The sequence below is a fragment of the Novosphingobium sp. MD-1 genome, from assembly GCF_001014975.1.
Classification (GTDB): Bacteria; Pseudomonadota; Alphaproteobacteria; order Sphingomonadales; family Sphingomonadaceae; genus Novosphingobium.
In genome coordinates this window covers 1-20,232 of sequence record NZ_BBXA01000023.1, presented here as the reverse complement: position 1 = coordinate 20,232, position 20,232 = coordinate 1, and the positions used below count along the sequence as shown (strand labels likewise).

Sequence of the window (20,232 nt, the reverse complement as noted above, 5' to 3'; positions counted from 1 at the left end):
TCCATGTCGCGTATCTGCGAACTGACCGGCAAGGGCCGCCAGATCGGCCACAATGTCAGCCACGCCAACAACAAGACCAAGCGCGTGTTCCTGCCCAACCTGCAGAACGTGACGCTGATGAGCGAGAAGCTGGACCGCAGCTTCAAGTTCCGCGTCTCGACGCACGGTCTGCGTTCGGTGGAGCACAACGGCGGCCTCGACAACTGGCTGCTGAAGCAGGCCGACGCCAAGCTGAGCCCGCGCGCCCTCAAGGTGAAGCGCGAGCTGGTCAAGGCTGTCGCCGCCTGATCACGGCGGCCCGCAAGGGCAATCCGCCGATGCTTCCGTCTCGGGCCGGGCTTTTGCCCGGCTCTTGTCGTGTCCGGCTGCCGTACCCGGCTTACCTCACAAATCCGATAGGCGCTGGCCGGGCCGCAGGCGCAGCTTGAGCAGCAGCGTCCGCTGCGCCCAGACCATCAGGTTGCTGTCGGCGATCAGCCAGACCGCCACCGCGCCATCGGCATCCCGCGTCACGGTCATTCCTTCGTAGTTCTCGCGCAGGCGCGGATCGGTGATTCGCGCCAGTTCGCGCGTCGGCAGCACGCCGCCGGGACGAATCGCGGCGGGATCGGCGATCGAGATCGTCGTGCGGAAGCCCGCCAGCGTCAGCTTGCGCCCCAGCACCAGCAGCCGGCCATCGGGCAACAGTGCCAGTTCGGTGGGCCGGAAGCCCTCAGGCATCTCCACCTCGAACAGAGCAGGCATTTCATCCGGCCGGGGCATGCCCGGATAGAGCAGCGCCGGATGCAGCCGCCGGCTGAACCAGCGCGCATAAAGCTCCCCGATCACCACCACGCGCCCGTCGGCAAGCCGCGCCATCGCTTCCGGCCCCTGATTCCCGTTCCACCGGTCCAGCACCGGCGCGGGAATCGTCTCGCGCCACGAAAGCGTGCGGCTGAAGTGATAGTAGTAGGGCGACCCTTCGTAGCCGACGAACAGGTCCTGCCGCACCGGATCGATGTACAGCGATTCGGCATCGACATCGATATAGCCGCGCCGCGAGCTGCCCTCGATCGGCCGGTACATTTCCGCCCGCCACGGGCCGGGCCGGTCGGGCGGCGTAAAATAGAGCGCGTCGTTGCGGTCGCCAAAGGCGATCAGCGTGCCATCCGCGAACTGGCCCAGCGCGGAATAATTGCCGAACAGCGCGTTGTCGCTGGCGAGCTGCCACGCACCGGCCAGCGCGAACGGCCCCAGCTCCCGCGCGATCCGCCCCCGGTCCTCCGCCCGCAGCGATGGCATGAGATCGGTGATCGCGATCCTTGGATCGTTGTTCGGAACCGGCGCCGGGCCGCGAAGCCATGTCAACGGCAACAGCGTGCAGGCCAGCAGGAGAGGGACAATGAGGGAGGGCTTGAGGAAGCGCATCGCAGCGGCGATTGCCACACCGGCCGGCGCCGCGAAAGGGACGGCGGGCCACGCCGCCGAACCATGCACAGCTTATCATGGTTAACGCGGCGATCCCGTGTTCCGGCCCTGTTTTTCGGGGCGATTGCGGCCGTTTGCGAACGCAGAGCGTGAAAAGCCCACCCCACTGCGGCTAACACCGCCTGCGGCGGCGCAAGCCTCGCTCCCCTCCCGCACGCGGGAGGGCTGGGGGTGGGCAGCGTGTTTCAGGCAGGCCGGAATTGCAGCGCGTCGCCGTTCATGCAGTAGCGCAGGCCGGTCGGCGGCGGTCCATCCTCGAACACGTGGCCGAGATGCCCGCCACAGCGCAGGCAGTGCACTTCCGTCCGCACCGTGCCGAACGACCGGTCGACCGAGGTTCCGACGGCACGCGGCAGGGGGCGCCAGAAGCTGGGCCAGCCCGTGCCGCTATCGAACTTGGTGGTGGAAGCGAACAGCGGGTTGCCATCGGCCGCGCAGACGAACGTGCCGCGGCGGTGTTCCCCCAGCAGCGGCGAGGTAAACGGACGCTCCGTCCCTTCCTGCCGCAGGATGTAGAACTGTGCGGGCGTCAGCAGCCGGCGCCATTCGGCTTCGCTGTGCTGGACCGGGAAGGTGCCCTTGGATCGCGCCGGGGCGGCGCTGCAGGCCGAGGTGACGGACATCGCCGCCGTCGCGCCCAGGAAGGTCAGGAACTGGCGGCGGGCGACTCGGGCAGGATCACGCGGCATGGTTGGGTTCCGCAGCTTTGGGAAAGCTCGTTCCGCCGGGGGCACCAGAGGGGGGGCAGGGTAGGCGCGCGCCCCGGCGGAACGCACGCCTTCTAACCCGCGCCAGATGAACCGCGCGTGAGCGCGATCACACTTTCACCAGCGTTCGACTTCCACTTCCATGCGGCGGAAGCCATGGACGAAGTTCGCGCGCACGCGTTCGACCGCGCCGGCAACATGGACGCGCAGGCGCCGCTTGTGCATTTCCTCCAGCAGGATGCGCAGTTGCAGCTCGGCCAGGCGCGCGCCCACGCAGCGGTGGATGCCATAACCGAACGCCAGGTGGCGGCGGGCATTCTCGCGCGTGACGATCAGCTTGTCCGGGTTCTCGAACACCGTCTCGTCGCGGTTGGCGGAGATGTACCACATCACCACCTTGTCACCCGCCTTCACCTCGTGCCCGAACAGTTCGGCATCGGCGGTGGCGGTGCGGCGCATGTGCGCCAGCGGAGTGACGAAGCGGATGCATTCCTGCACCGCGTTGGGGATGATCGACGGGTCCTTTTCCAGGATATCGCGCTGATCGGGGAACTGGTCGAGCGCGTGGACGATGCCCGACATGGTGTTGCGCGTGGTATCGTTGCCGCCCACGATCAGCAGCACAAGATTGCCCATGAACTCCTGCGGGCTCATGTGCTTCATCGCCTCGGAATGGATCATCATCGAGATCAGGTCGGGCGTCGGCTCGGCGTTGACGCGCTCCATCCACAGGCGCTGGAAGTAGTGCGCCATCTCGCGCAGGATATCGAAGCGCATGTCTTCCATGCCCTTCGCCAGCGCGATTTCGAGATCGCCCGCCCAGTCCGACCAGAACGTCAGCAGGCGGCGGTCGTCCCACGGGAAGCCGAACAGGATCGCCAGCATCCCGGTGGTCAGCTCGATCGAGACCTTGTCCACCCAGTCGAATTTCTCGCCGATCGGCAGCGTATCGAGCACGCTGGCGGTGCGCTGGCGGATCTCCGTCTCCATCCGCACCATTTCGGCGGGCGTGAATGCGGGCGCGACCGTGCGGCGCTGCCCGGTGTGTTCCGGCCGGTCCATCGCGATGAACATCGGCATCTGCCGCTCGGCAAGCTTCGCCGGATCGATATCGGCCGGCGGATCGCCGATGGTGATGCCGCCGTGCTGCCACGACGAGGAGAACAGTTCCGGCAGCGATTCGACGTGGCTGATCGCCTTGTGCGACACCACGTTCCAGTAATCGCCATAGGGCGTGCCGGTTACCTTGTTGACCGGGGCCTTGGCGCGCATCTCCGCGAAGATCGGCTGCCAGCGGTCCTCGGTATAGATGTCGGACCGGCTGACGTCCCAGGGATCGGTATGCACCGGCCGTTCCAGCGGGTGTTCACGCTGCCATGCGCGGTGCGCTTCTTCCACGGTGGGCGAACGGCGATAGGTGAACGGCGCTTCGGGCGCGAGCTGGGTAGCCATGGCAATCCTCCGTTGCGGTCCCTTCCGAACGGGACTCTGCGCAACGGTACTATCCCTGCAACCTACACTCGTGTCAATAAGCGTTCGTCACCGGTGCCTCACGCTTCGTCGCAACCCGCGCGAACAGCCTGGAAAACAGCCTGCCGCCCTTGCGCGCGCCGCCCGATTTCATCACGTTGCGCCGGAACAGCCGCGCGCCCATGCGCACGATCGCCAGCACCCACGCGCCCTGCCAGGCGAGCGCCACCAGATGCGGCCACAGCGCCGGCCCTTGCGCCGCCCGCGCCAGCATGGCGAAAGGCGAACTGAGCGGGAAGACCACCGCGCTCCATTCGATCGCGCTGCCGGGATGGGCCAGCGCATAGCTGGCGAAGAAGAACACCATCAGCTGCATCATCGTGACGGGCATCGACAGCGTCTGCACCTCGCGCACGGTGCTGGCCATGCCGCCGATGGTCAGAAACACCGATCCCAGCAGCAGATAGGCCATCGCGAAGTAGAGGAAGCCCAGCAGCAGGAACACCGCCCAGCCAACCGCCGGCGTCGCCAGCAGCGGCAGATGCCTTGCCCCGCTCAGCACCAGCACGCCGCCGGCCATGCCCCACACCGCGATGCCGACAAGGCTGAACGCCAGCATCGCGAACAGCTTGCCCAGGAACAGCGAATCCATCGGGATCGCCGCCGCCAGCACCTCGATGATCTTGTTGCTCTTTTCCTCAACGAGGTTGGACAGGACCATGCCCGCCAGCAGCATCGTCAGCAGGAACAGCAGCGTCTGCCCGGCCTGCGCGGTCGCGACCTGGCCGTTGCGCGTCTGGTCGGCGCTGGTCGCCACGACTTCGGCCTGCACCGCCGGGAACGTGCCGGGATGCGTTTCGCGCGCGCGCGCCGCGAAGGTGGAGACAATGCCCTGCCACATGTCGACGCGCTCCGGCGTGCCGGTCAGCACAGGGTGTTCCAGCGTGCCGGTCACCACGGCCGCGAGCCGGTCCGGCCCCTGGCGCAGCGCGGCGCGGCCATCGAAGCGCTCGCCGGGCACAAGCCGCTTCAGCTCCACGAAATCGGGCACGCCACCGGCCATGCGATCGGCCATCGCGTTGCGCGCGGCGATCAGCGCCTGCCCCTGCACGCCTTCCATCGCCACGCCGATTTCGGGACGATCGAGATCCTTCTGCACTTGCGCGCCGATGCTGCCGGCCATCACGCCGATCACGATCGGGAACAGCGGCCCCAGCAGGAACAGCAGGAACGTCTTGGAGAAGATCACCGCGGTGAAATCGCGACGGGCGACGACGAAGGCCGCGCGCACCTTTTCTGCCATCATCGGCGGCGTTCCTCTTCCTTGTCCTGTTCCAGCGCCCGCGCGGCGGCCTCGCCGGCAATGGCGACGAAGGCATCGTGCAGGCCGGCCCGCTCGATCGACAGGCTGAGAATGCCCGCATCGCCTTCGATCAACGCGCGCAGCAGCGGTTCGACCCCGCTGGCCGGCAGCGTGAAATACCAGAATGCGCCCTCGTGCCGCGCATCGGCCGGCAGGGCGGCGCGCCACGGCCCGTCCTGCGCGCGGGTTTCCAGCCGCACCTGCGGCGCCAGCCGGTCGCGCGCGACATCGACAGGGCCGGCGAACGGCACCTTGCCGCCGGCGATGATCGCCACCTGATCGCACAGGCGTTCGGCATGGGCGATGACGTGAGTGGAAAAGATCACCGTCTTGCCGCGTTCCGCCAGCCCGCGCATCATGCGTTCGAGCTTGCCCTGGTTGAGCGCGTCGAGGCCGGAGAACGGCTCGTCGAACACCACCAGATCGGGATCGTGGACCAGCGTGCCGAGCAGTTGCACCTGCTGCGCCATGCCCTTGGACAGCTGGCGGATTGTGCGATCGGCGGCATAGCCTAGCCCGTGCGCTTCCAGCAGTTCGCGCCCGCGCCGGCGCCCCTCCTTCAGCGGCACGCCGCGCAGCGAGGCCAGGAACGCGATCGCCTCGGTCGCCTTCATCGCGGGATAGAGGCCGCGCTCCTCGGGCAGATAGCCGATTCGCCGCGCGGCATCGGTGGGATGATCGCAGCCCAGCACGCGGCGATAGCCGGCGTCGGGATCGATGATGCCCAGCAGCATCCGCAGCGTGGTGGTCTTGCCCGCGCCGTTCGGCCCGAGAATGCCGTAGATCGCGCCTTTCGGCACGGAAATGTCCACGCCGTCCACGGCGGTAAAGCCATCGAACCGCTTGACCAGTCCGCGCGCCTCGATCGCCAGTTCCACGCCCGAGGCGTCAACCTCATTGCCCGCCACGGGCCATTCGCCTAGCTCCATCCGCATGCGACGTGGCCTAGACGCTAAGCGATGAACGAGCGGGACAGCAAGCATGGTTAACACCGATGCAATCCTGCTGGTGCAACGGCTGCGCGCCGAAGCCGCCCGGATCGGCTTCGCGGCCACGGGCATCGCCCCGGCCACCGACGACCCCTTGCGCGCGCGCCGCCTGGAGCAATGGCTGGCCGATGGCTGCCACGGCACGATGGAGTGGATGGAAACCCGCCTCGATCACCGGCGCGGCCCTCAATCGCTGTGGCCGGCGGCGCGCAGCGTGATCGCGCTGGGGATGAGCTATGCCCCGGCGGCCGATCCGCTGGCGCTGGCGGACCACCCGGAGCGCGCGCGCATTTCGGTCTATGCGCAGGGTGGCGATTACCACGATACGGTGAAGAAGGCGCTGAAAGGACTGGCGCGCTGGCTGGTGGCCGAAGCCCCCGGCGCGGAAGTGAAAGTCTTCGTCGATACCGCGCCGGTCATGGAAAAGCCGCTGGGCGAGGCCGCCGGTATCGGCTGGCAGGGCAAGCACACCAACCTCGTCAGCCGTCGCCATGGTTCGTGGCTGTTTCTGGGCGCGATCTACACCACGCTCGATCTGCCGGCCGATGCGCCCCACGCCGACCGCTGCGGATCGTGCCGCGCCTGCCAGGACGCCTGCCCGACGCAGGCCTTCCCCGTGCCCTACCGGCTCGATGCGCGGCGCTGCGTGTCCTACCTGACGATCGAGCACAAAGGGCCGATCCCGCACGACCTGCGCGCAGGCATCGGCAACCGCATCTACGGCTGCGACGATTGCCTGGCCGCCTGCCCGTGGAACAGCTTCGCGCAGGCCGCCTCCGCCAACCGCGCGTTCCTGCCGCGCGCCGAACTGGCCGCGCCGCGCCTGGCCGATCTGCTGACGCTGGACGATGCGGGATTCCGCCGCCTGTTCGCGGGATCGCCGATCAAGCGGATCGGGCGCGACCGTTTCGTGCGCAATTGCCTGATCGCGGCGGGCAACAGCGGCGACGTGGCCCTGTTCGGCCCGGTGGCCGCGCTGGTCAACGATCCCGACCCGGTGGTGGCCGAGGCGGCGAGCTGGGCGCTCGACCGCCTCGTATCGGTTATGCCAGTTCCTTGAGCGGCGTGCCGGCGTCAGCCAGCCGGTCGGGCGCGATTTCGGCGCGGGCTTCCACCAGCTTGCGGCCCTGCACGTAGTCCTTGACCATGTTCACGCAATCGAGCGCGACGATGCGGCCCTGCTTGAGGTAGATCACCGAGAAGCTGCGCGTGGCAGGATCGCCGCGCAGCACGGTAGCATCGTGACCGGCGGAAAGGCCCACGGTCTGGAGCCGCAGGTCGTACTGATTCGACCAGAACCACGGCGTCGCCTTGTAAGGCTGCGGGTCGCCGAGAATCGACTTCACCGCCGTCGTCGCCATGTCGTTGGCGTTCTGCACGGATTCGAGGCGGATCACCGCGCCTTCCGCGAAACCGTTGGCGTGGGCCGCGCAATCGCCGATCGCATAGACATCGGGCAGCGAGGTGCGGCAGAATTCGTCGACGTCCACGCCGTTGCCGCCGGCCGCGCCCGCCGCCAGCAGCGGACCGACCGAGGGGATGATGCCGATGCCGACGATGACGAGGCCCGCCGGCAGCACGGTGCCATCGGCCAGCTTCACGCCGGTCACCTTGGTCCCGTCGCCTTCCAGGCAATCGACAGCCACGCCCGTGCGCAGATCCACGCCGTGCGCGCGGTGCTCGTTCTGGTAGAATTCCGAAAGCGCCTCGCCCGCCACGCGCGCCAGCACGCGCGGCAGCGCTTCCAGCAGCGTGACATGGCAATCGAGCTTGGTCAGCACCGCCGCCGCTTCCAGCCCGATATAGCCGCCGCCGATCACCACCGCGCGGCGCGCACCGGCATCGAGCTCGCCCATCAGCCGGTCCACGTCCTCGCGCGTGCGGACCGCGTGGACGCCCGCCAGATCGGCGCCGCTGCACGACAGGCGGCGCGGATCGCCGCCGGCGGCCCAGATCAGCGTGCCGTAGCCGACCGCATCGCCAGAGGCGAGCTTCAGGACTTTCGCGGCGGGATCGACCGCCGTCACTTCGTGGCCCAGCATCAGCGTGACGGCCTTGTCGTCCCAGAACTGCGCCGGCCGGATATAGAGACGCTCGAAGGTCTTTTCGCGGGCAAGGTATTCCTTGGACAGCGGCGGACGCTCGTAGGGCGGCTCGGGCTCGCGCCCGATCATCAGAATCGTGCCTTCGAACCCGTTCTGGCGCAGCGCGATCGCGGCCTGCGCCCCGCCATGACCCGCACCAACAATGACGACGTCTGCCTGATCCATCCGAATCCTCCCGATTGCCCGGCGGGATTTGGGGAAAAGACCGGCCGCGTCAACCACTCCGGCGCAAACTTGGCCCCATTTGCGCAGTCTTCCGTCGCAGTGGCCCGCCGCCGTGGCCCGCCGCCGTGGTCCTCCGAACGCCTACCGCGCGAGCAGCCCCCGCGCCTGCCCCGCGATCTGCGCCAGCATGGCCGCGCCGACCAGCGGAGCGGCCTGCGCACGGGCGACGAGCGCCCGGAAACTGGCAACCGGCGCGGCATTGCGCCCGGCCCATTCCGCAACGGCCGCCCCCGGACCGGCCGTGCCCGCGCGCGCCAGGAAATCGAGGCGCATCTGCTGGAAATCGCGGGCCAGTCCGGCGGCAAGCAGGCGCTCCCACGGATCGGAAGGGTTGAGACGGCTGGCCGCCTGCTGCGCCCAGTCCAGCCCCAGCCGCTCGCCCAGGTCGGTGAAGGCGCGGGTCAGCGCGGCCGCGTCGATCCCGCTGTCCGCCGCCAGTTCGGCAAGCCCGATCCCGCCGTCCATGTCGGTCAGATGGCGCACGCGCTCCGCCGCGTCGGCAGGCGCCCCCGCTTCGGCCAGTTCCGCCGCGATGCGCTGCGATTGCGCGCGCGCCTCGGCGTGGAGCAGATCGGCAATATCGCGCGTCAGCGCTTCGACCCCGCCCGCCAGCCGCGCCACCAGCACGCCGGGCCGTTCCTCGCCCTTGCCCGCGCGCAGCAGGTCCGCGACATGGCCGCGTAGTGCCCGCGCCACGCGTTCGAACAGCATCAGGCGCACGTCTTCCGCCATCGGCGCGCTGTCCAGCAGCGCCCAGGTGGCAGGCAGGTCGAGCAGGCGTTCGGCGGCGGCGAAAGCCGCGGCCACCTGCGCCAGCGTGACGCCTTCCTCCTCGACCAGTTCGAACGGATTGACCGGACCCAGCCGGTTGACCAGCCGGTTGGCCAGCTTGGTGGCGATGATCTCGCGCCGCAGGCGGTGGCCGGTGATGTCCTCGCGGAAGCGCTCGCGCATCGGCGTGGGGAACGCGGCAAGAAGCTGGTCTTCCAGCGCCGGATCATCCACCACCGTGCTGTCCTCCAGCGCGCGCTGCAGCACCAGCTTGGTGCTGGACAGCAGCACGGCGAGCTCGGGCCGGGTCAGCCCCTGCCCGCTGGTGGCGCGCCGCGCGAAGTCCTCGGCACTGGCCAGCCCTTCGGTCTTGCGATCCAGGTCGCCGGCCTCCTCCAGCACGTCCATCAGCCGCGCGAACGAAGGCACGGCCGACGCGCCTGCGCGCTGCGCGATCGACAGAGCCAGCGCCTGCAGGCGGTTGTCCTCCAGCACCAGATGCGCGACCTCGTCGGTCATCGAGGAGAGCAACGCAACGCGCTCCTCCTCGGTCAGCCGCGCGGCGCGCTTGGCCGAAGCCAGCGCGATCTTGATGTTGACCTCGTTGTCCGAACAATCGACGCCGGCCGAATTGTCGATGAAGTCGGTATTGATGCGGCCACCCTGAAGCGCGAACTCGATGCGCCCGGCCTGCGTGGTGCCCAGGTTGGCGCCTTCGCCCACCACCTTCACGCGCAAGTCCGCGCCGTTCACGCGCAACGCATCGTTGGCGTGATCGCCCACATCGGCGTTGTTCTCGGTCGCGGCCTTCACATAAGTGCCGATGCCGCCGAACCACAGCAGATCGGCCGGCGCCTTGAGGATCGCGGCGATCAGCGCCTCGGGATCGAGTTCCTCGGCCTCCACGCCCAGCACCGCGCGCACCTGGGGCGAAAGCGGGATCGCCTTCATCGTGCGCGGGAACACGCCCCCGCCTTCGGAGATCAACGCGGAGTCATAGTCCGCCCAGCTCGACCGGGGCAGCGCGAACAGACGCGATCGCTCGGCCCAGCTTGCCGCCGCATCGGGATCGGGATCGAGGAACACGTGGCGATGGTCGAACGCCGCCACCAGCTTGAGCGCCTTCGACAGCAGCATGCCGTTGCCGAACACGTCGCCCGACATGTCGCCGCAACCCACCACGCGGACCGGATCGGCCTGCACGTCCACGCCCATTTCCAGGAAATGGCGCTGCACCGAAAGCCACGCGCCGCGCGCGGTGATGCCCATCGCCTTGTGGTCATAACCCTTGGACCCACCGCTGGCGAAAGCGTCGTCGAGCCAGAAGTCCTTCGATTCGGCGATGGCGTTGGCGACGTCGGAGAACGTGGCCGTGCCCTTGTCCGCCGCGACCACGAAATAGGGGTCTTCGCCGTCGAGGATCACCACGCCCTTGGGATGGACCACCTTGCCGCCGACGATGTTGTCGGTGAGCGAAAGCAGGGTGCGGATGAACACCTGGTAGCTGGCCTTGCCTTCGGCCAGCCAGCCATCGCGATCGCGCGCGGGATCGGGCAATTGCTTGGGATAGAACCCGCCCTTGGCCCCGGTGGGCACGATCACCGCGTTCTTCACGCGCTGCGCCTTCATCAGCCCGAGGATTTCGATGCGGAAATCGTCGCGCCGATCGGACCAGCGCAGGCCGCCGCGCGCCACCGGCCCGGCGCGCAAGTGAATGCCTTCCACGCGCGGGCTGTACACGAATATCTCGCGCCATGGCACGGGCCGGGGCAAGCCCGGCACCAGCGCCGAATCCAGCTTGAACGCCAGCGCCTCGGCCGCCGCCGGGGCGAAGGCATTGGTCCGCAGCATGGCATCGACCAGCGCGCGGAACTGGCGCAGCAGGCGATCGTCGTTGATCGCGGCCACGCCGGCAAGGCCGGTGCGGATGCGCTCGGCCGCCGCGTCCGTCGCCGCCGCGCGATCACCGGCAAAGGCGGGATCGTGCCGCGCGACGAACGCCGCGATCAGCCCGTGCGTCACGTCGGGCGCGTTCTTCAGCGCATCGACCACGGTGGCAATGCCGAAGGTCATGCCGCCCTGCCGCAGATAGCGGAACCAGGCGCGCAGCCAGTTCGCCTCGCGCGCGGACAGCCCGGTGGCGACGATCAGCCGGTTGAACGCATCGTCCTCGGCCGCGCCGTTGAGCACGCCCGCCAGCGACGTCTCGATGGCCTCGGCGCGCTCCAGCAACGCCTCGGGCGTCACGTCCGCCGGGTGCGCGACCAGGAAATCGTGGATGTAGCCCAGCCGGCCCTTGTCGAGCGGCGTCGGCACTTCCTCCAGCACGCGGAAGCCGAAGTTCTCCAGCACCGGCACCGCATCCGACAGGATGATCGCGCCCTCGCGCTGGTAGAGCTTGAGCCGCACCCCGCTTTCGCCCGGCTGGCGATAGAGGCGCGCGGCGCGGCGCGGCGCGTTCTCGCCACCCAGCGTGCGCAGCACGCGGATGTCGCGCGCCGCCTCGCCCGCGCCATAGGCGCCGCGATAACCGACGGGAAAGGCATCGGCGAACCGGGCGGCGATGGCCGCGGCGCGCGATGGCTCCTCGCCCTTGGCCAGCTCGGCCTCGACCGCGCCTTCCCACCCGCGCACCAGCGCCTGCACCGCGGCATCGAGCGCGGCCTCGTCGGGATCGGCATCGCCATCGCGGATGTCGAGCACGAAGCGGATCAGGGCGAGCGTGCTGCCTTCGACCTGCAGGCTCCAGTCCAGCACTTGCGCGCCGGCGGCCGCTTCCAGCAGATCCTGCACCTGCATCCGCATCGCGGTCGACTGCGCATCGCGCGGCAGCCACACGAAGGCATAGAGGTGGCGGGCCAGCGGCGCGCGAACCAGCGCCAGGCGCGGACGCGGCCGATCGACCAGGCTCATCATCGCGGTGGCGATGCGCTCGATGTCGGTGTCGGAAAAGCTGATGAGCAGGTCGTGCGGCAGCGCCGTCAGCGCATGGACCAGCGATTTGCCGGCATGGCCGCCGGGATCGAAGCCGAATTTCCCGGTCAGCGCGGCCAGCTGGCTGCGCATCCGGGGCACCCGATCGGGCGGCGTCGCCAGCGCGGCGCTGGTCCAGACACCCGCATGGACCGACAGCGCGACAACCTTGCCGTCCTCGACCTCCGGCACGATGAACAAGTCCAGCGGCACGCGGCGGTGAACGTTGGCGATGCGGTTGGCCTTGACCACCAGCGGCGCGCGCACCGCGTCCTCGTCCTTGCGGCCCGCGCGATCGAACCACGCGAAGGCGCGGTCATAGGAGGAATCGGCGAGCAGCTTGGCGGCGCTGGCGCGGCAGATGCCGAGCGGCGCGGTCTGCGTGCCATCGCGATGGCGCACGACATGGCCGAGCTGGGTGAGCATCCCGTCCGCCAGCCAGCGCAGTAGCGCCGCGCCTTCCTGATCGGGCAGCCCGCGCGCATCGCGCTGCATCGCCGCCTGCATCAGCGGCCAGTCGGCCACGGCGGCGTGGACATCGGCCAGCGTCGCCTTCAGCGCTTCGGCCAGTTCGCGGCGCTGGCGCGCGTCGGCGCGTTCGGTTTCGAGGTAGATCACCGATTCGCGCCGTTCGCCCACGGCCTCGCCTTCGGGCAGCGCCAGCAGCGTTCCCTCGGGATCGCGGCGCACCGCGACCACGGGATGGACCAGCCGGTCGATCGTCAGCCCTTGCGCGGTGATCGTCGCGCTGATCGAATCGACCAGGAACGGCATGTCGTCGTTGATCACGGCAATGCGCAGATGCCGTTCGCCCGACGTACCACCCACGCTTTCGATCGTCACCGCCGGTTCGGCGCCGGGGCGCCGGCTGGCCGTGGCCAGCGTGAAGCGGACGGCTTCCGCCAGCCGCGCACCATCGAAATCGCCGATCTCGCCCGGCAGCAACGAGGCCATGAAACGGGCGGCCAGCGCGCTTTCGAGCGGGCCGCCGGTAGCAGCGGAAGAAGAGGAAACGTCAGGTGCGGACTTGGTGGCCATTGCTGTCATCCCGCGAGTGGCGGCGTAAAATAATTATGCCGCATTATAATTTTATATCCGCTTCTTGAACGAATAATACCAATGCTACTCCGGCCGACGCCGCAGGGCAAGCCGATGGTTTCGATTGATACCGGTCAGGCCGGTTCTGCCAAACTTTCGGCCGCCTGCATGGTCAGTTCGAGCGAGCGGCGGCGCAAGGCCGGATCGAAGGTGGAGCCGGACACGATCAGTTCGTCCGCCCGCGTCCGCTGCTGGAACGCGGCCAGCCGCTCGCGCACGGTGGCGACGCTGCCGATCGCGCTGACCTGCCGCATGTGCTCCAGCATGGCGCGCGCGGGGGCGGGCAGCGTGTCGCGGTAGCCGGGCACGGGCGGCGGCAGCTTGCCCGGATTGCCGCTGCGCAGCCGCACGAACGACTGGTCCATGGAGGATGCGAGCAGCGCGGCCTCCTCGTCGGTATCGGCGGCGATCGCGTTGATCGCGGCCATGACATACGGCTTGGCAAGTGCATCCGAAGGCTGGAAACGATCGCGATAGAGCGACAAGGCCGCATCGAGATGATCGGGCGCGAAGTGTGAGGCGAAGGCATAGGGCAGCCCCAGCGCGGCCGCCAGTTGCGCGCCGAACAGGCTGGAGCCCAGGATCCACAATTGCGGCTTTGCCCCCGCGCCGGGCGTTGCCTGCAACGGCACCTGACGGTCGCCGGCGAACTGGGCCTGCAATTCCACGACGTCCTGCGGGAAGTCCTCCGCCGCGCGATTCACTTCCTTGCGCAAGGCGCGCACGATGCGCTGGTCCGCGCCCGGCGCGCGCCCCAGGCCCAAGTCGATCCGCCCCGGATAGAGCGCATCCAGCGTGCCGAACTGTTCGGCGATCACCAGCGGGTTGTGGTTGGGCAGCATGATCCCGCCCGCGCCCAGCCGGATCGTGGAGGTATGGTGGCCCACATGGGCAAGCGTGACCGCCACGGCCGCGCCGGCGATCCCTTCCATACCATGGTGTTCGGCCACCCAGTAGCGCTGATAGCCGCAGCGCTCGGCCACTTGCGCCAGCAGGGCCGCCTCGGCGAGCGCCTGGCCTACCGTTCCGCCCTCGACCACGGGCACGAGATCGAGGACGGACAGTTTCATGACGGTTTCTTCTCCGGCTGCGTCGCCCCGGACGCAGGGCTGGCGGAAGGGGTGCCCCCTGATGTGGGCGCTGGTCCCAGTTGTTCAAGATAGCCTTTGGCCGTCTTCGCCTCGTCGCTGTCGGGCGCGGTGCGCACCACCGATTCCCAGCTCTTGCGTGCGGCCTCGTCGCGGCCGTCGAGAACCGCGATCACGCCCGCCTCCAGGCCAATGGCCGGGTCGGTCGCGTCGAGGTGCGCGGCCACTTCGATATCGCGTTGCGCGCGCGGCATGTCCTTGTTGCGGCGGGCGAGCGTGGCGGACAGCAGCCAGCCTTCGGCCAGATCGGGGGCCAGCCGGTGTGCCTCGTCCAGCGCGGTCGCCGCTTCGGCCGGGCGATCGAGCGCCACCAGCGCCCGCGCGCGGTCGGTCTGGATATCGCCCAGCGCGGCGTTGTCGGCATAGCCGCGCACCGCCACCGCCTTGTCCAGCCAGACCAGCGCGCGATCGGGATGGCCGCCCGCCAGCGCGGCGTTGCCCGCCATCGCCATCAGCGGCACCGCGGCCACTTCCTGCAGCATGGGCACGCCGGCGATGGCATCGGCGAAGGCCTGCTCGGCGGGATCGAACTGCCCATGCTGGGTCAGGATGATGCCAAGGCACTGGTTGGCGCGCACGCGCTGTTCCGGGTTCTGCCCTTCCGCCAGCCAGCCGCGCGCTTCGGCCAGCCCCATCGCCGGATCGTGCAGCGCCTTGGCGAGGCAGACCGACAGCCGGTCCGGCGCGCGCGGTTGCGGCGGGCTGGCGGGCGCGGGCGAAGGCGCGGAATCGGCGGGACGGTGGCGGCGGGGAATGGGCAAGGCGGCGCCTTCCTGGGGCGAGGGGTTGGGGCCGATCTGCATCAGCGCGGTGACCGGCATATGAAACCCGGCAGAAGCGGGAACAATCTGCGGGGTGAGCATCAGGATCGGCAGGACCAGCATCAGGCTTCCTTCAGGGGGCTTCCGCCACGCCCGCCCCCAGTGCCGACAGCGTATCCAGCAGGATCGCGATGTCTGCGGGGCGCGACAGGCGGTGGTCGCCGTCCTTGATCAGATGCACCTGCACGTCGGCTGAACGCAAGGCTGCTGCCAGCTTCAGCGAAAGCTCCCACGGTACGTCGGGATCGCGCTGGCCGTGCAGCAGGCGCACCGCGCCGTCGAAGGCGATGGTGCCGTCCAGCATCCGCCGCGCCTGCCCATCGGCCCAGAACGCCGGATGAGTCGGCGTGGGGTCGGGGCCATAGGGATTGTCCTCGAACACCGGCCGCCCCGCCGCCAGTTCCGCCTTCTGCGCGGCATCGTATCCCCAATCGGTGAAGTCCGGCGCGGCGGCGATGCCGACCAGCGCCTCGACCGTGCCCGGCAGCGCCTGGGCCACCAGCAGCATCAGCCAGCCGCCCATGCTGGACCCGATCACCACCGCGCGGCCGATCGCGTGCGCGCGGACCAGCGCGACCACCTCGTCCCGCCAGCGCGACAGCGTGCCGTCGGCGAAATCGCCCTCGCTTTCGCCACAGCCCGAATAGTCGAGCAGCAGGCAGGCCCGCCCCGCCCCGCGCGCCCAGGCCAGCACCGCCTGCGCCTTGCCGCCGGCCATGTCCGACATATAGCCCGGCAGGAACACCAGCGCCGGCTCGGCACCGGGCAGGAAGCGACAGGCGATGCGGCGGCCTTCCGGGCCATCGACCCTGGCGAGCGGAGCGATATCCTCGATCATCGCCGGCAGGGTTAGCCGGAAAGGCCACACAACGCCATCTTAACCCGGCCCTGCTAGCGCCGGATCATGACCCAATCCCGGACCATCGCGCTGCGGCGCTTCGCGGAAAGCCGCGCGGCGCTGGCGCTGCTCCTCGCGCTGTTCCTGGTGCCGCGCGCGCTGCTGATCCTGCTGGCGGTGGAGCCGACATCGGACGCGGCCTGGTACTATTCGCGCGCCGACATGCTGGCGCACGGGCTTGGCTACCTCGGCGATCATGGCGAACCGACCGCCTACTGGCCGGTGGGCTGGCCGCTGACGCTGGCGCTGGCGTTCCGCGCGTTCGGCACCTCGATCTGGACGGTCGGCCTGTTCAACCTCGCCTGCGCCGGCGTTACCGCGTGGCTCACGCTCGACCTTGGCCGTCGCCTTTCGGGTTCCGAACTGGCGGGCCGCGCCGCGCTGCTCCTGCTGGCGCTCTATCCCAACAGCGCGTTCTACGTGCCGCTGGCGCTGACCGAGGTGTTCTACACCATGCTGCTGCTCGCGGGTTGCCGCCTGCTGATCGCGCGGACGCCGATGGCGCTGATCGCGGCGGGGCTGGTGTTCGGCGTGGCGACGCTGGTCAAGGCGCAGACGCTGGTCGTCGTGCCGCTGGTCTTCGCCATCGCGCTGGGACGCGCGCCGGGCTTCTGGAAGCGCCTGCCCGCCGCCGTGGCGCAGGCCGCGCTGGTAATCGCGCTGGCCGCCGCCGTGGTCGCGCCGTGGACGGTGCGCAACCACCGCGTGCTGGGCGAATGGGTGGCGATCTCCACCAACGGCGGCATCACCCTGCTGACCGGCAACAACGATACCGCGCGCGGCGGGTTCACGCCCGAAGACCCGGTGGTCAAGGCGCTCGACGCGCGCACCGACCTCACCGAAACCATCTATGACGCCGAAGCCAAGCGGCTGGGCGTGGCATGGATCAAGGCCCATCCCGCCGCCTTCGTCACGCTGATGCCGCGCAAGCTGGCGAAGCTGTGGGGGCCGGACGGCGAAGGGCTGTGGGCCTACGAGACCGGATCGAAGGCCTGGGCGCGCGCGCCGCTGGCCTTCCTTGCGCTCAGGGCCATCAACCAGCTGTGGTATTTCGCCCTGCTCGGCCTGTTCGCCGCCGCAGCCGTGATCGAGCTGCGCCGGCGCGCGCGCGCCGGGCTACGCCCGATCGACTGGTGGGTGCTGCCCTATGGCATCGCGCTCTATCCCAGCGCGATCGCGATGGTGTTCTCCGGCCAGTCGCGCTTCCACTATCCGGTGATGCCGTTCGTCTGCGTCACCGCCGGGTGGTTGCTAGCCCAATGGCTTGAGCGCCGCGCGAACGCGCCCGTCGCCAATTCCGCGCATGACTTTGCGCCCGCGGCCCGCTAAGAAGCCGCGCATGACGACGCTTCGCGCCATCACCACGACTACCACCACCCCGGGCAACCGGGGGCGGTTTCGCCTGCGCGCCTGACGCCGCAGCGATGCCGCCGCCCGGTTCGGGCGGATGGCGTCTCCTCCCGGACCGGCCTAAAGTTCCTGACGCCGCCCCTTCCGGCGCGCGCGGCCTTGTGCCAAAGCGCCAGACGCTGACAGCCAGAGAGAGCCCATGTCCGAGCTTCTGAAGATCACCCTGCCCGACGGTTCCGTGCGCGAAGTGGCGCCGGGCACCACCCCGGCGGACATCGCCGCCGCGATCGGGCCGGGCCTGGCCAAGGCGGCCCTCGCCGCGCGCGTCGATGGCGAGCTGCGCGACATCACGCGCCCGCTCGAAGCCGACGCGCAGCTCGCGCTCGTTACCGCGAGGGACGAGGCGGACGCGCTCGAACTCGTCCGGCACGATTACGCGCACCTGCTGGCGGAAGCGGTACAGGCGCTGTTTCCGGGCACGCAGATCACCTTCGGCCCGGCGACCGACGACGGGTTCTACTACGACTTCGCGCCAAAAGACCGCCCCTTCACCGACGAAGACCTGCCCGCGATCGAGGCGAAGATGCGCGCGCTGATCGCCGCCGACAAGCCGCTGCGCCGGGAGGTCTGGAGCCGCGAGCAGCTGATCAGCCGGTGGAAGCAGCAGGGCGAGACGTTCAAGGCCGAATGGGCCGCCGAACTGCCCGGCGACGAGCCGCTGACGGTCTACTGGTCGGGCGACGACTGGCTCGACATGTGCCGCGGCCCGCACCTCGCCTCCACCGGCAAGCTCGATCCTCAGGCGTTCAAGCTGACGCGCGTGTCCGGCGCCTACTGGCGCGGCGACCAGAAGAACGCGATGCTGAGCCGCATCTACGGCACCGGCTGGCTGAACAAGAAGCAGCTCGATGCCCACCTGCTCCGGCTGGAAGAGGCGGCCAAGCGCGATCACCGCAAACTGGGCGGGGAAATGGACCTGTTCCATCTCCAGCAGGAAGCGCACGGCAGCGTGTTCTGGCACCCCAAGGGCTTCCGCGTGTGGCGCGAGCTCGAGGCCTACATGCGCCGCGCGATCGACGCCGCCGGCTATCGCGAGGTCAAGACCCCGCAGGTGATGGACGCGCGCCAGTGGGAGCAGTCCGGCCACTGGGGCAAGTATCGCGAAAACATGTTCGTGATCCCCGACGAGGTGCCCAACACCGAGGACGATGGCCCGGTGATCTCGGGCGAGGCCGACTGGATGGCGCTCAAGCCGATGAACTGCCCGGCGCACGTGCTGATCTTCCGTCAGGGCATCAAGTCGTACCGCGATCTGCCGCTGCGGCTCTACGAGAACGGCTGCTGCCACCGCAACGAACCGCACGGCGCGCTGCACGGGCTGATGCGCGTGCGCCAGTTCACACAGGACGATGCCCACATCTTCTGCCGCGAAGACCAGATCGTCGACGAAGTCCGTGCGTTCTGCGCGCTGGCCGACCGCATCTACAAGGACTTCGGCTTCACCTATTCGATCAAGCTGGCGCTGCGCCCGGAAAAGCGCTTCGGCACCGAGGAGATGTGGGACAAGGCCGAAAGCGAGCTGCGCGACGCGGTGGTGCGCGCGGGCCTTGCCACCGCGGAATACGGCTGGGAGGAACTGCCCGGCGAAGGCGCGTTCTACGCGCCCAAGCTGGAATGGCACCTGACCGACGCGATCGGCCGCACCTGGCAGGTCGGCACGATCCAGTCGGACCGCGTGCTGCCCGAACGGCTGGACGCGAGCTACATCGCCGAGGACGGCGAGAAGCACCGCCCGGTCATGCTGCACCGTGCGATCTTCGGCTCCTACGAACGCTTCATCGGCATCCTGATCGAACACTTCGCCGGCCGCCTGCCGGCGTGGCTTGCCCCGGTGCAGGCGGTGGTCGCCACGATCGTGTCGGAAGCCGACGACTATGCCCGCGATGCGCTGGCCCAGTTGCAGGCCGCCGGCATTCGCGCCGAAACCGACCTGCGCAACGAGAAGATCAACTACAAGGTGCGCGAACACTCGCTGCAGAAGGTCCCGTACCTGCTCGTCGTGGGCAAGCGCGAGGCGGAGGAAGGCACCGTCGCCATCCGCACGCTGGGCGAACAGCAGCAGAAGGTGATGCCGCTGGCCGAGGCGATCGCGCTGCTGAAGGGCGAGGCAACGCCGCCCGATTTGCGGTAGGATTAGGGGGCCATTGATCTCCGACCCCTTGGTTGGCGATTATATCCTCTTGCAAACGCGAAGCGTGAAAAAGCCCGCCCCGCTGCGACTAACGCCGCCTCCGGCAGCGCAAGTCTCGCTCCCCTCCCGCTGGCGGGAGGGGTTGGGGGTGGGCGACGCCTATTGTCGGCAAAGGCTGCAAGCGCCCGTTAGGTAATCCGCCTCAGGCTCTCGCCTCGAGCGTATCGTGCTCGACGCCTGTGGAGTTGTGCCGGAGGGCGTTGAGGACGGTATCGACGATCTGGGGGGCGTTGAGGCCGGCTTCGTCGTACTGTTTGTCGGGGTTGTCCTGGTCCTGGAACACGTCGGGCAGGCGCATGGTGCGGATCTTGAGGCCCCGGTATTCGCCATTGCCATCGGTCAGGCCCTGGTCGCTGGCCATGGTCAGCACGTGCGCGCCGAACCCGCCGATCGCGCCTTCCTCGATCGTCACCACCACTTCGTGGCTCGCCATCAGCCGCCGGATCAGGTCCTCGTCGAGCGGCTTGGCAAAGCGCAGGTCGGCAACCGTGGTGGCGAGGCCCTTGGCTTCGAGCTGGTCGGCCGCCTTCAGCGCCTCGGCCAGCCGCGTGCCCAGCGAGAGCAGGGCGACCTTGCCGTGCGGGCGCTCGCCGCCC

General features: G+C 69.1%; 15 protein-coding genes. 4 read left to right on the top strand and 11 right to left on the bottom strand.

All coding sequences use genetic code 11. The features are described 5' to 3' along the window. Nucleotides 1-3 precede the first annotated feature (3 nt). Nucleotides 4-288, top strand: a complete 285-nt coding sequence (gene rpmB / locus NMD1_RS08080; protein WP_124810134.1) for a 50S ribosomal protein L28 — start codon at nt 4-6, stop codon at nt 286-288. A gap of 96 nt (nt 289-384) precedes the next feature. Here rpmB and NMD1_RS08075 read toward each other — a convergent pair whose 3' ends face one another. From NMD1_RS08075 to NMD1_RS08055, 5 genes are all read right to left on the bottom strand, one after another. Continuing rightward, the gene (locus NMD1_RS08075; protein WP_125954354.1) at nt 385-1,425 is read right to left on the bottom strand and encodes an esterase-like activity of phytase family protein; all 1,041 of its coding nucleotides are present in this window, start codon (nt 1,423-1,425) and stop codon (nt 385-387) included. A 227-nt stretch (nt 1,426-1,652) separates the two neighbouring features. After that, nucleotides 1,653-2,156, bottom strand: coding sequence for a peptide-methionine (R)-S-oxide reductase MsrB (msrB, locus tag NMD1_RS08070; RefSeq protein ID WP_125954353.1), 504 nt, complete (start codon nt 2,154-2,156; stop codon nt 1,653-1,655). A 135-nt stretch (nt 2,157-2,291) separates the two neighbouring features. Further along, entirely contained in the window at nt 2,292-3,626 is a 1,335-nt protein-coding gene (locus NMD1_RS08065) for a cytochrome P450 (protein ID WP_124811228.1), read from the bottom strand. A gap of 73 nt (nt 3,627-3,699) precedes the next feature. Further along, complete coding sequence (locus NMD1_RS08060; protein WP_125954352.1) at nt 3,700-4,950, bottom strand: ABC transporter permease; 1,251 nt, start codon at nt 4,948-4,950, stop codon at nt 3,700-3,702. After that, on the bottom strand, nt 4,947-5,942 hold the full coding sequence (locus tag NMD1_RS08055) for an ABC transporter ATP-binding protein (RefSeq protein ID WP_370449719.1): 996 nt from the start codon (nt 5,940-5,942) through the stop codon (nt 4,947-4,949). The genes NMD1_RS08060 and NMD1_RS08055 overlap by 4 nt, the downstream gene beginning before the upstream one ends. Nucleotides 5,943-5,988: 46 nt before the next feature. Between NMD1_RS08055 and queG the strand changes: the two genes are divergently transcribed. Further along, a complete protein-coding gene (gene queG, locus NMD1_RS08050) occupies nt 5,989-7,056 on the top strand; it encodes a tRNA epoxyqueuosine(34) reductase QueG (RefSeq protein ID WP_125954351.1) in 1,068 nt (355 codons plus the stop codon). Here the strand turns inward: queG and NMD1_RS08045 are convergent. The 5 genes from NMD1_RS08045 to NMD1_RS08025 all read right to left on the bottom strand — a co-directional run bounded on the left by NMD1_RS08045 (nt 7,040) and on the right by NMD1_RS08025 (nt 15,975). Further along, the gene (locus NMD1_RS08045) at nt 7,040-8,266 is read right to left on the bottom strand and encodes an NAD(P)/FAD-dependent oxidoreductase (protein ID WP_125954350.1); all 1,227 of its coding nucleotides are present in this window, start codon (nt 8,264-8,266) and stop codon (nt 7,040-7,042) included. The two genes, queG and NMD1_RS08045, sit on opposite strands and share 17 nt — an antisense overlap. A gap of 141 nt (nt 8,267-8,407) precedes the next feature. Next, nucleotides 8,408-13,117: an NAD-glutamate dehydrogenase domain-containing protein gene (locus tag NMD1_RS08040; RefSeq protein ID WP_125954349.1), complete on the bottom strand. Its 4,710-nt coding sequence runs from the start codon at nt 13,115-13,117 to the stop codon at nt 8,408-8,410. Between the two features lie 125 nt (nt 13,118-13,242). Next, the gene (locus tag NMD1_RS08035; protein WP_125954348.1) at nt 13,243-14,238 is read right to left on the bottom strand and encodes an LLM class flavin-dependent oxidoreductase; all 996 of its coding nucleotides are present in this window, start codon (nt 14,236-14,238) and stop codon (nt 13,243-13,245) included. Further along, nucleotides 14,235-15,200: a hypothetical protein gene (locus NMD1_RS08030; protein ID WP_125954347.1), complete on the bottom strand. Its 966-nt coding sequence runs from the start codon at nt 15,198-15,200 to the stop codon at nt 14,235-14,237. The genes NMD1_RS08035 and NMD1_RS08030 overlap by 4 nt, the downstream gene beginning before the upstream one ends. A gap of 10 nt (nt 15,201-15,210) precedes the next feature. Beyond that, nucleotides 15,211-15,975, bottom strand: a complete 765-nt coding sequence (locus NMD1_RS08025) for a carboxylesterase (protein WP_125954366.1) — start codon at nt 15,973-15,975, stop codon at nt 15,211-15,213. Nucleotides 15,976-16,041: 66 nt separating this feature from the next. Between NMD1_RS08025 and NMD1_RS08020 the strand changes: the two genes are divergently transcribed. Together NMD1_RS08020 and thrS are read left to right on the top strand one after the other, a co-directional pair. Continuing rightward, the gene (locus tag NMD1_RS08020; RefSeq protein ID WP_125954346.1) at nt 16,042-17,364 is read left to right on the top strand and encodes a glycosyltransferase family 39 protein; all 1,323 of its coding nucleotides are present in this window, start codon (nt 16,042-16,044) and stop codon (nt 17,362-17,364) included. Between the two features lie 220 nt (nt 17,365-17,584). After that, a complete protein-coding gene (gene thrS, locus NMD1_RS08015) occupies nt 17,585-19,576 on the top strand; it encodes a threonine--tRNA ligase (RefSeq protein ID WP_125954345.1) in 1,992 nt (663 codons plus the stop codon). Nucleotides 19,577-19,778: 202 nt separating this feature from the next. On the opposite strand, the gene NMD1_RS08010 is transcribed toward thrS, so the two are convergent. After that, nucleotides 19,779-20,232, bottom strand: a 454-nt coding sequence (locus tag NMD1_RS08010) for a transketolase C-terminal domain-containing protein (protein ID WP_304413630.1), incomplete at its 5' end; no start/stop codon positions are given.

Bases quoted from the DNA above. Each gene is read 5' to 3' on its own strand.
- rpmB (WP_124810134.1), top strand. From the start codon at position 4: ATGTCGCGTATCTGCGAACTGACCGGCAAGGGCCGCCAGATCGGCCAC.
- msrB (WP_125954353.1), bottom strand. From the start codon at position 2,156: ATGCCGCGTGATCCTGCCCGAGTCGCCCGCCGCCAGTTCCTGACCTTC.
- NMD1_RS08065 (WP_124811228.1), bottom strand. From the start codon at position 3,626: ATGGCTACCCAGCTCGCGCCCGAAGCGCCGTTCACCTATCGCCGTTCG.
- NMD1_RS08060 (WP_125954352.1), bottom strand. From the start codon at position 4,950: ATGATGGCAGAAAAGGTGCGCGCGGCCTTCGTCGTCGCCCGTCGCGAT.
- NMD1_RS08055 (WP_370449719.1), bottom strand. From the start codon at position 5,942: ATGCGGATGGAGCTAGGCGAATGGCCCGTGGCGGGCAATGAGGTTGAC.
- queG (WP_125954351.1), top strand. From the start codon at position 5,989: ATGGTTAACACCGATGCAATCCTGCTGGTGCAACGGCTGCGCGCCGAA.
- NMD1_RS08045 (WP_125954350.1), bottom strand. From the start codon at position 8,266: ATGGATCAGGCAGACGTCGTCATTGTTGGTGCGGGTCATGGCGGGGCG.
- NMD1_RS08040 (WP_125954349.1), bottom strand. From the start codon at position 13,117: ATGACAGCAATGGCCACCAAGTCCGCACCTGACGTTTCCTCTTCTTCC.
- NMD1_RS08035 (WP_125954348.1), bottom strand. From the start codon at position 14,238: ATGAAACTGTCCGTCCTCGATCTCGTGCCCGTGGTCGAGGGCGGAACG.
- NMD1_RS08030 (WP_125954347.1), bottom strand. From the start codon at position 15,200: ATGCTGGTCCTGCCGATCCTGATGCTCACCCCGCAGATTGTTCCCGCT.
- NMD1_RS08025 (WP_125954366.1), bottom strand. From the start codon at position 15,975: ATGATCGAGGATATCGCTCCGCTCGCCAGGGTCGATGGCCCGGAAGGC.
- NMD1_RS08020 (WP_125954346.1), top strand. From the start codon at position 16,042: ATGACCCAATCCCGGACCATCGCGCTGCGGCGCTTCGCGGAAAGCCGC.
- thrS (WP_125954345.1), top strand. From the start codon at position 17,585: ATGTCCGAGCTTCTGAAGATCACCCTGCCCGACGGTTCCGTGCGCGAA.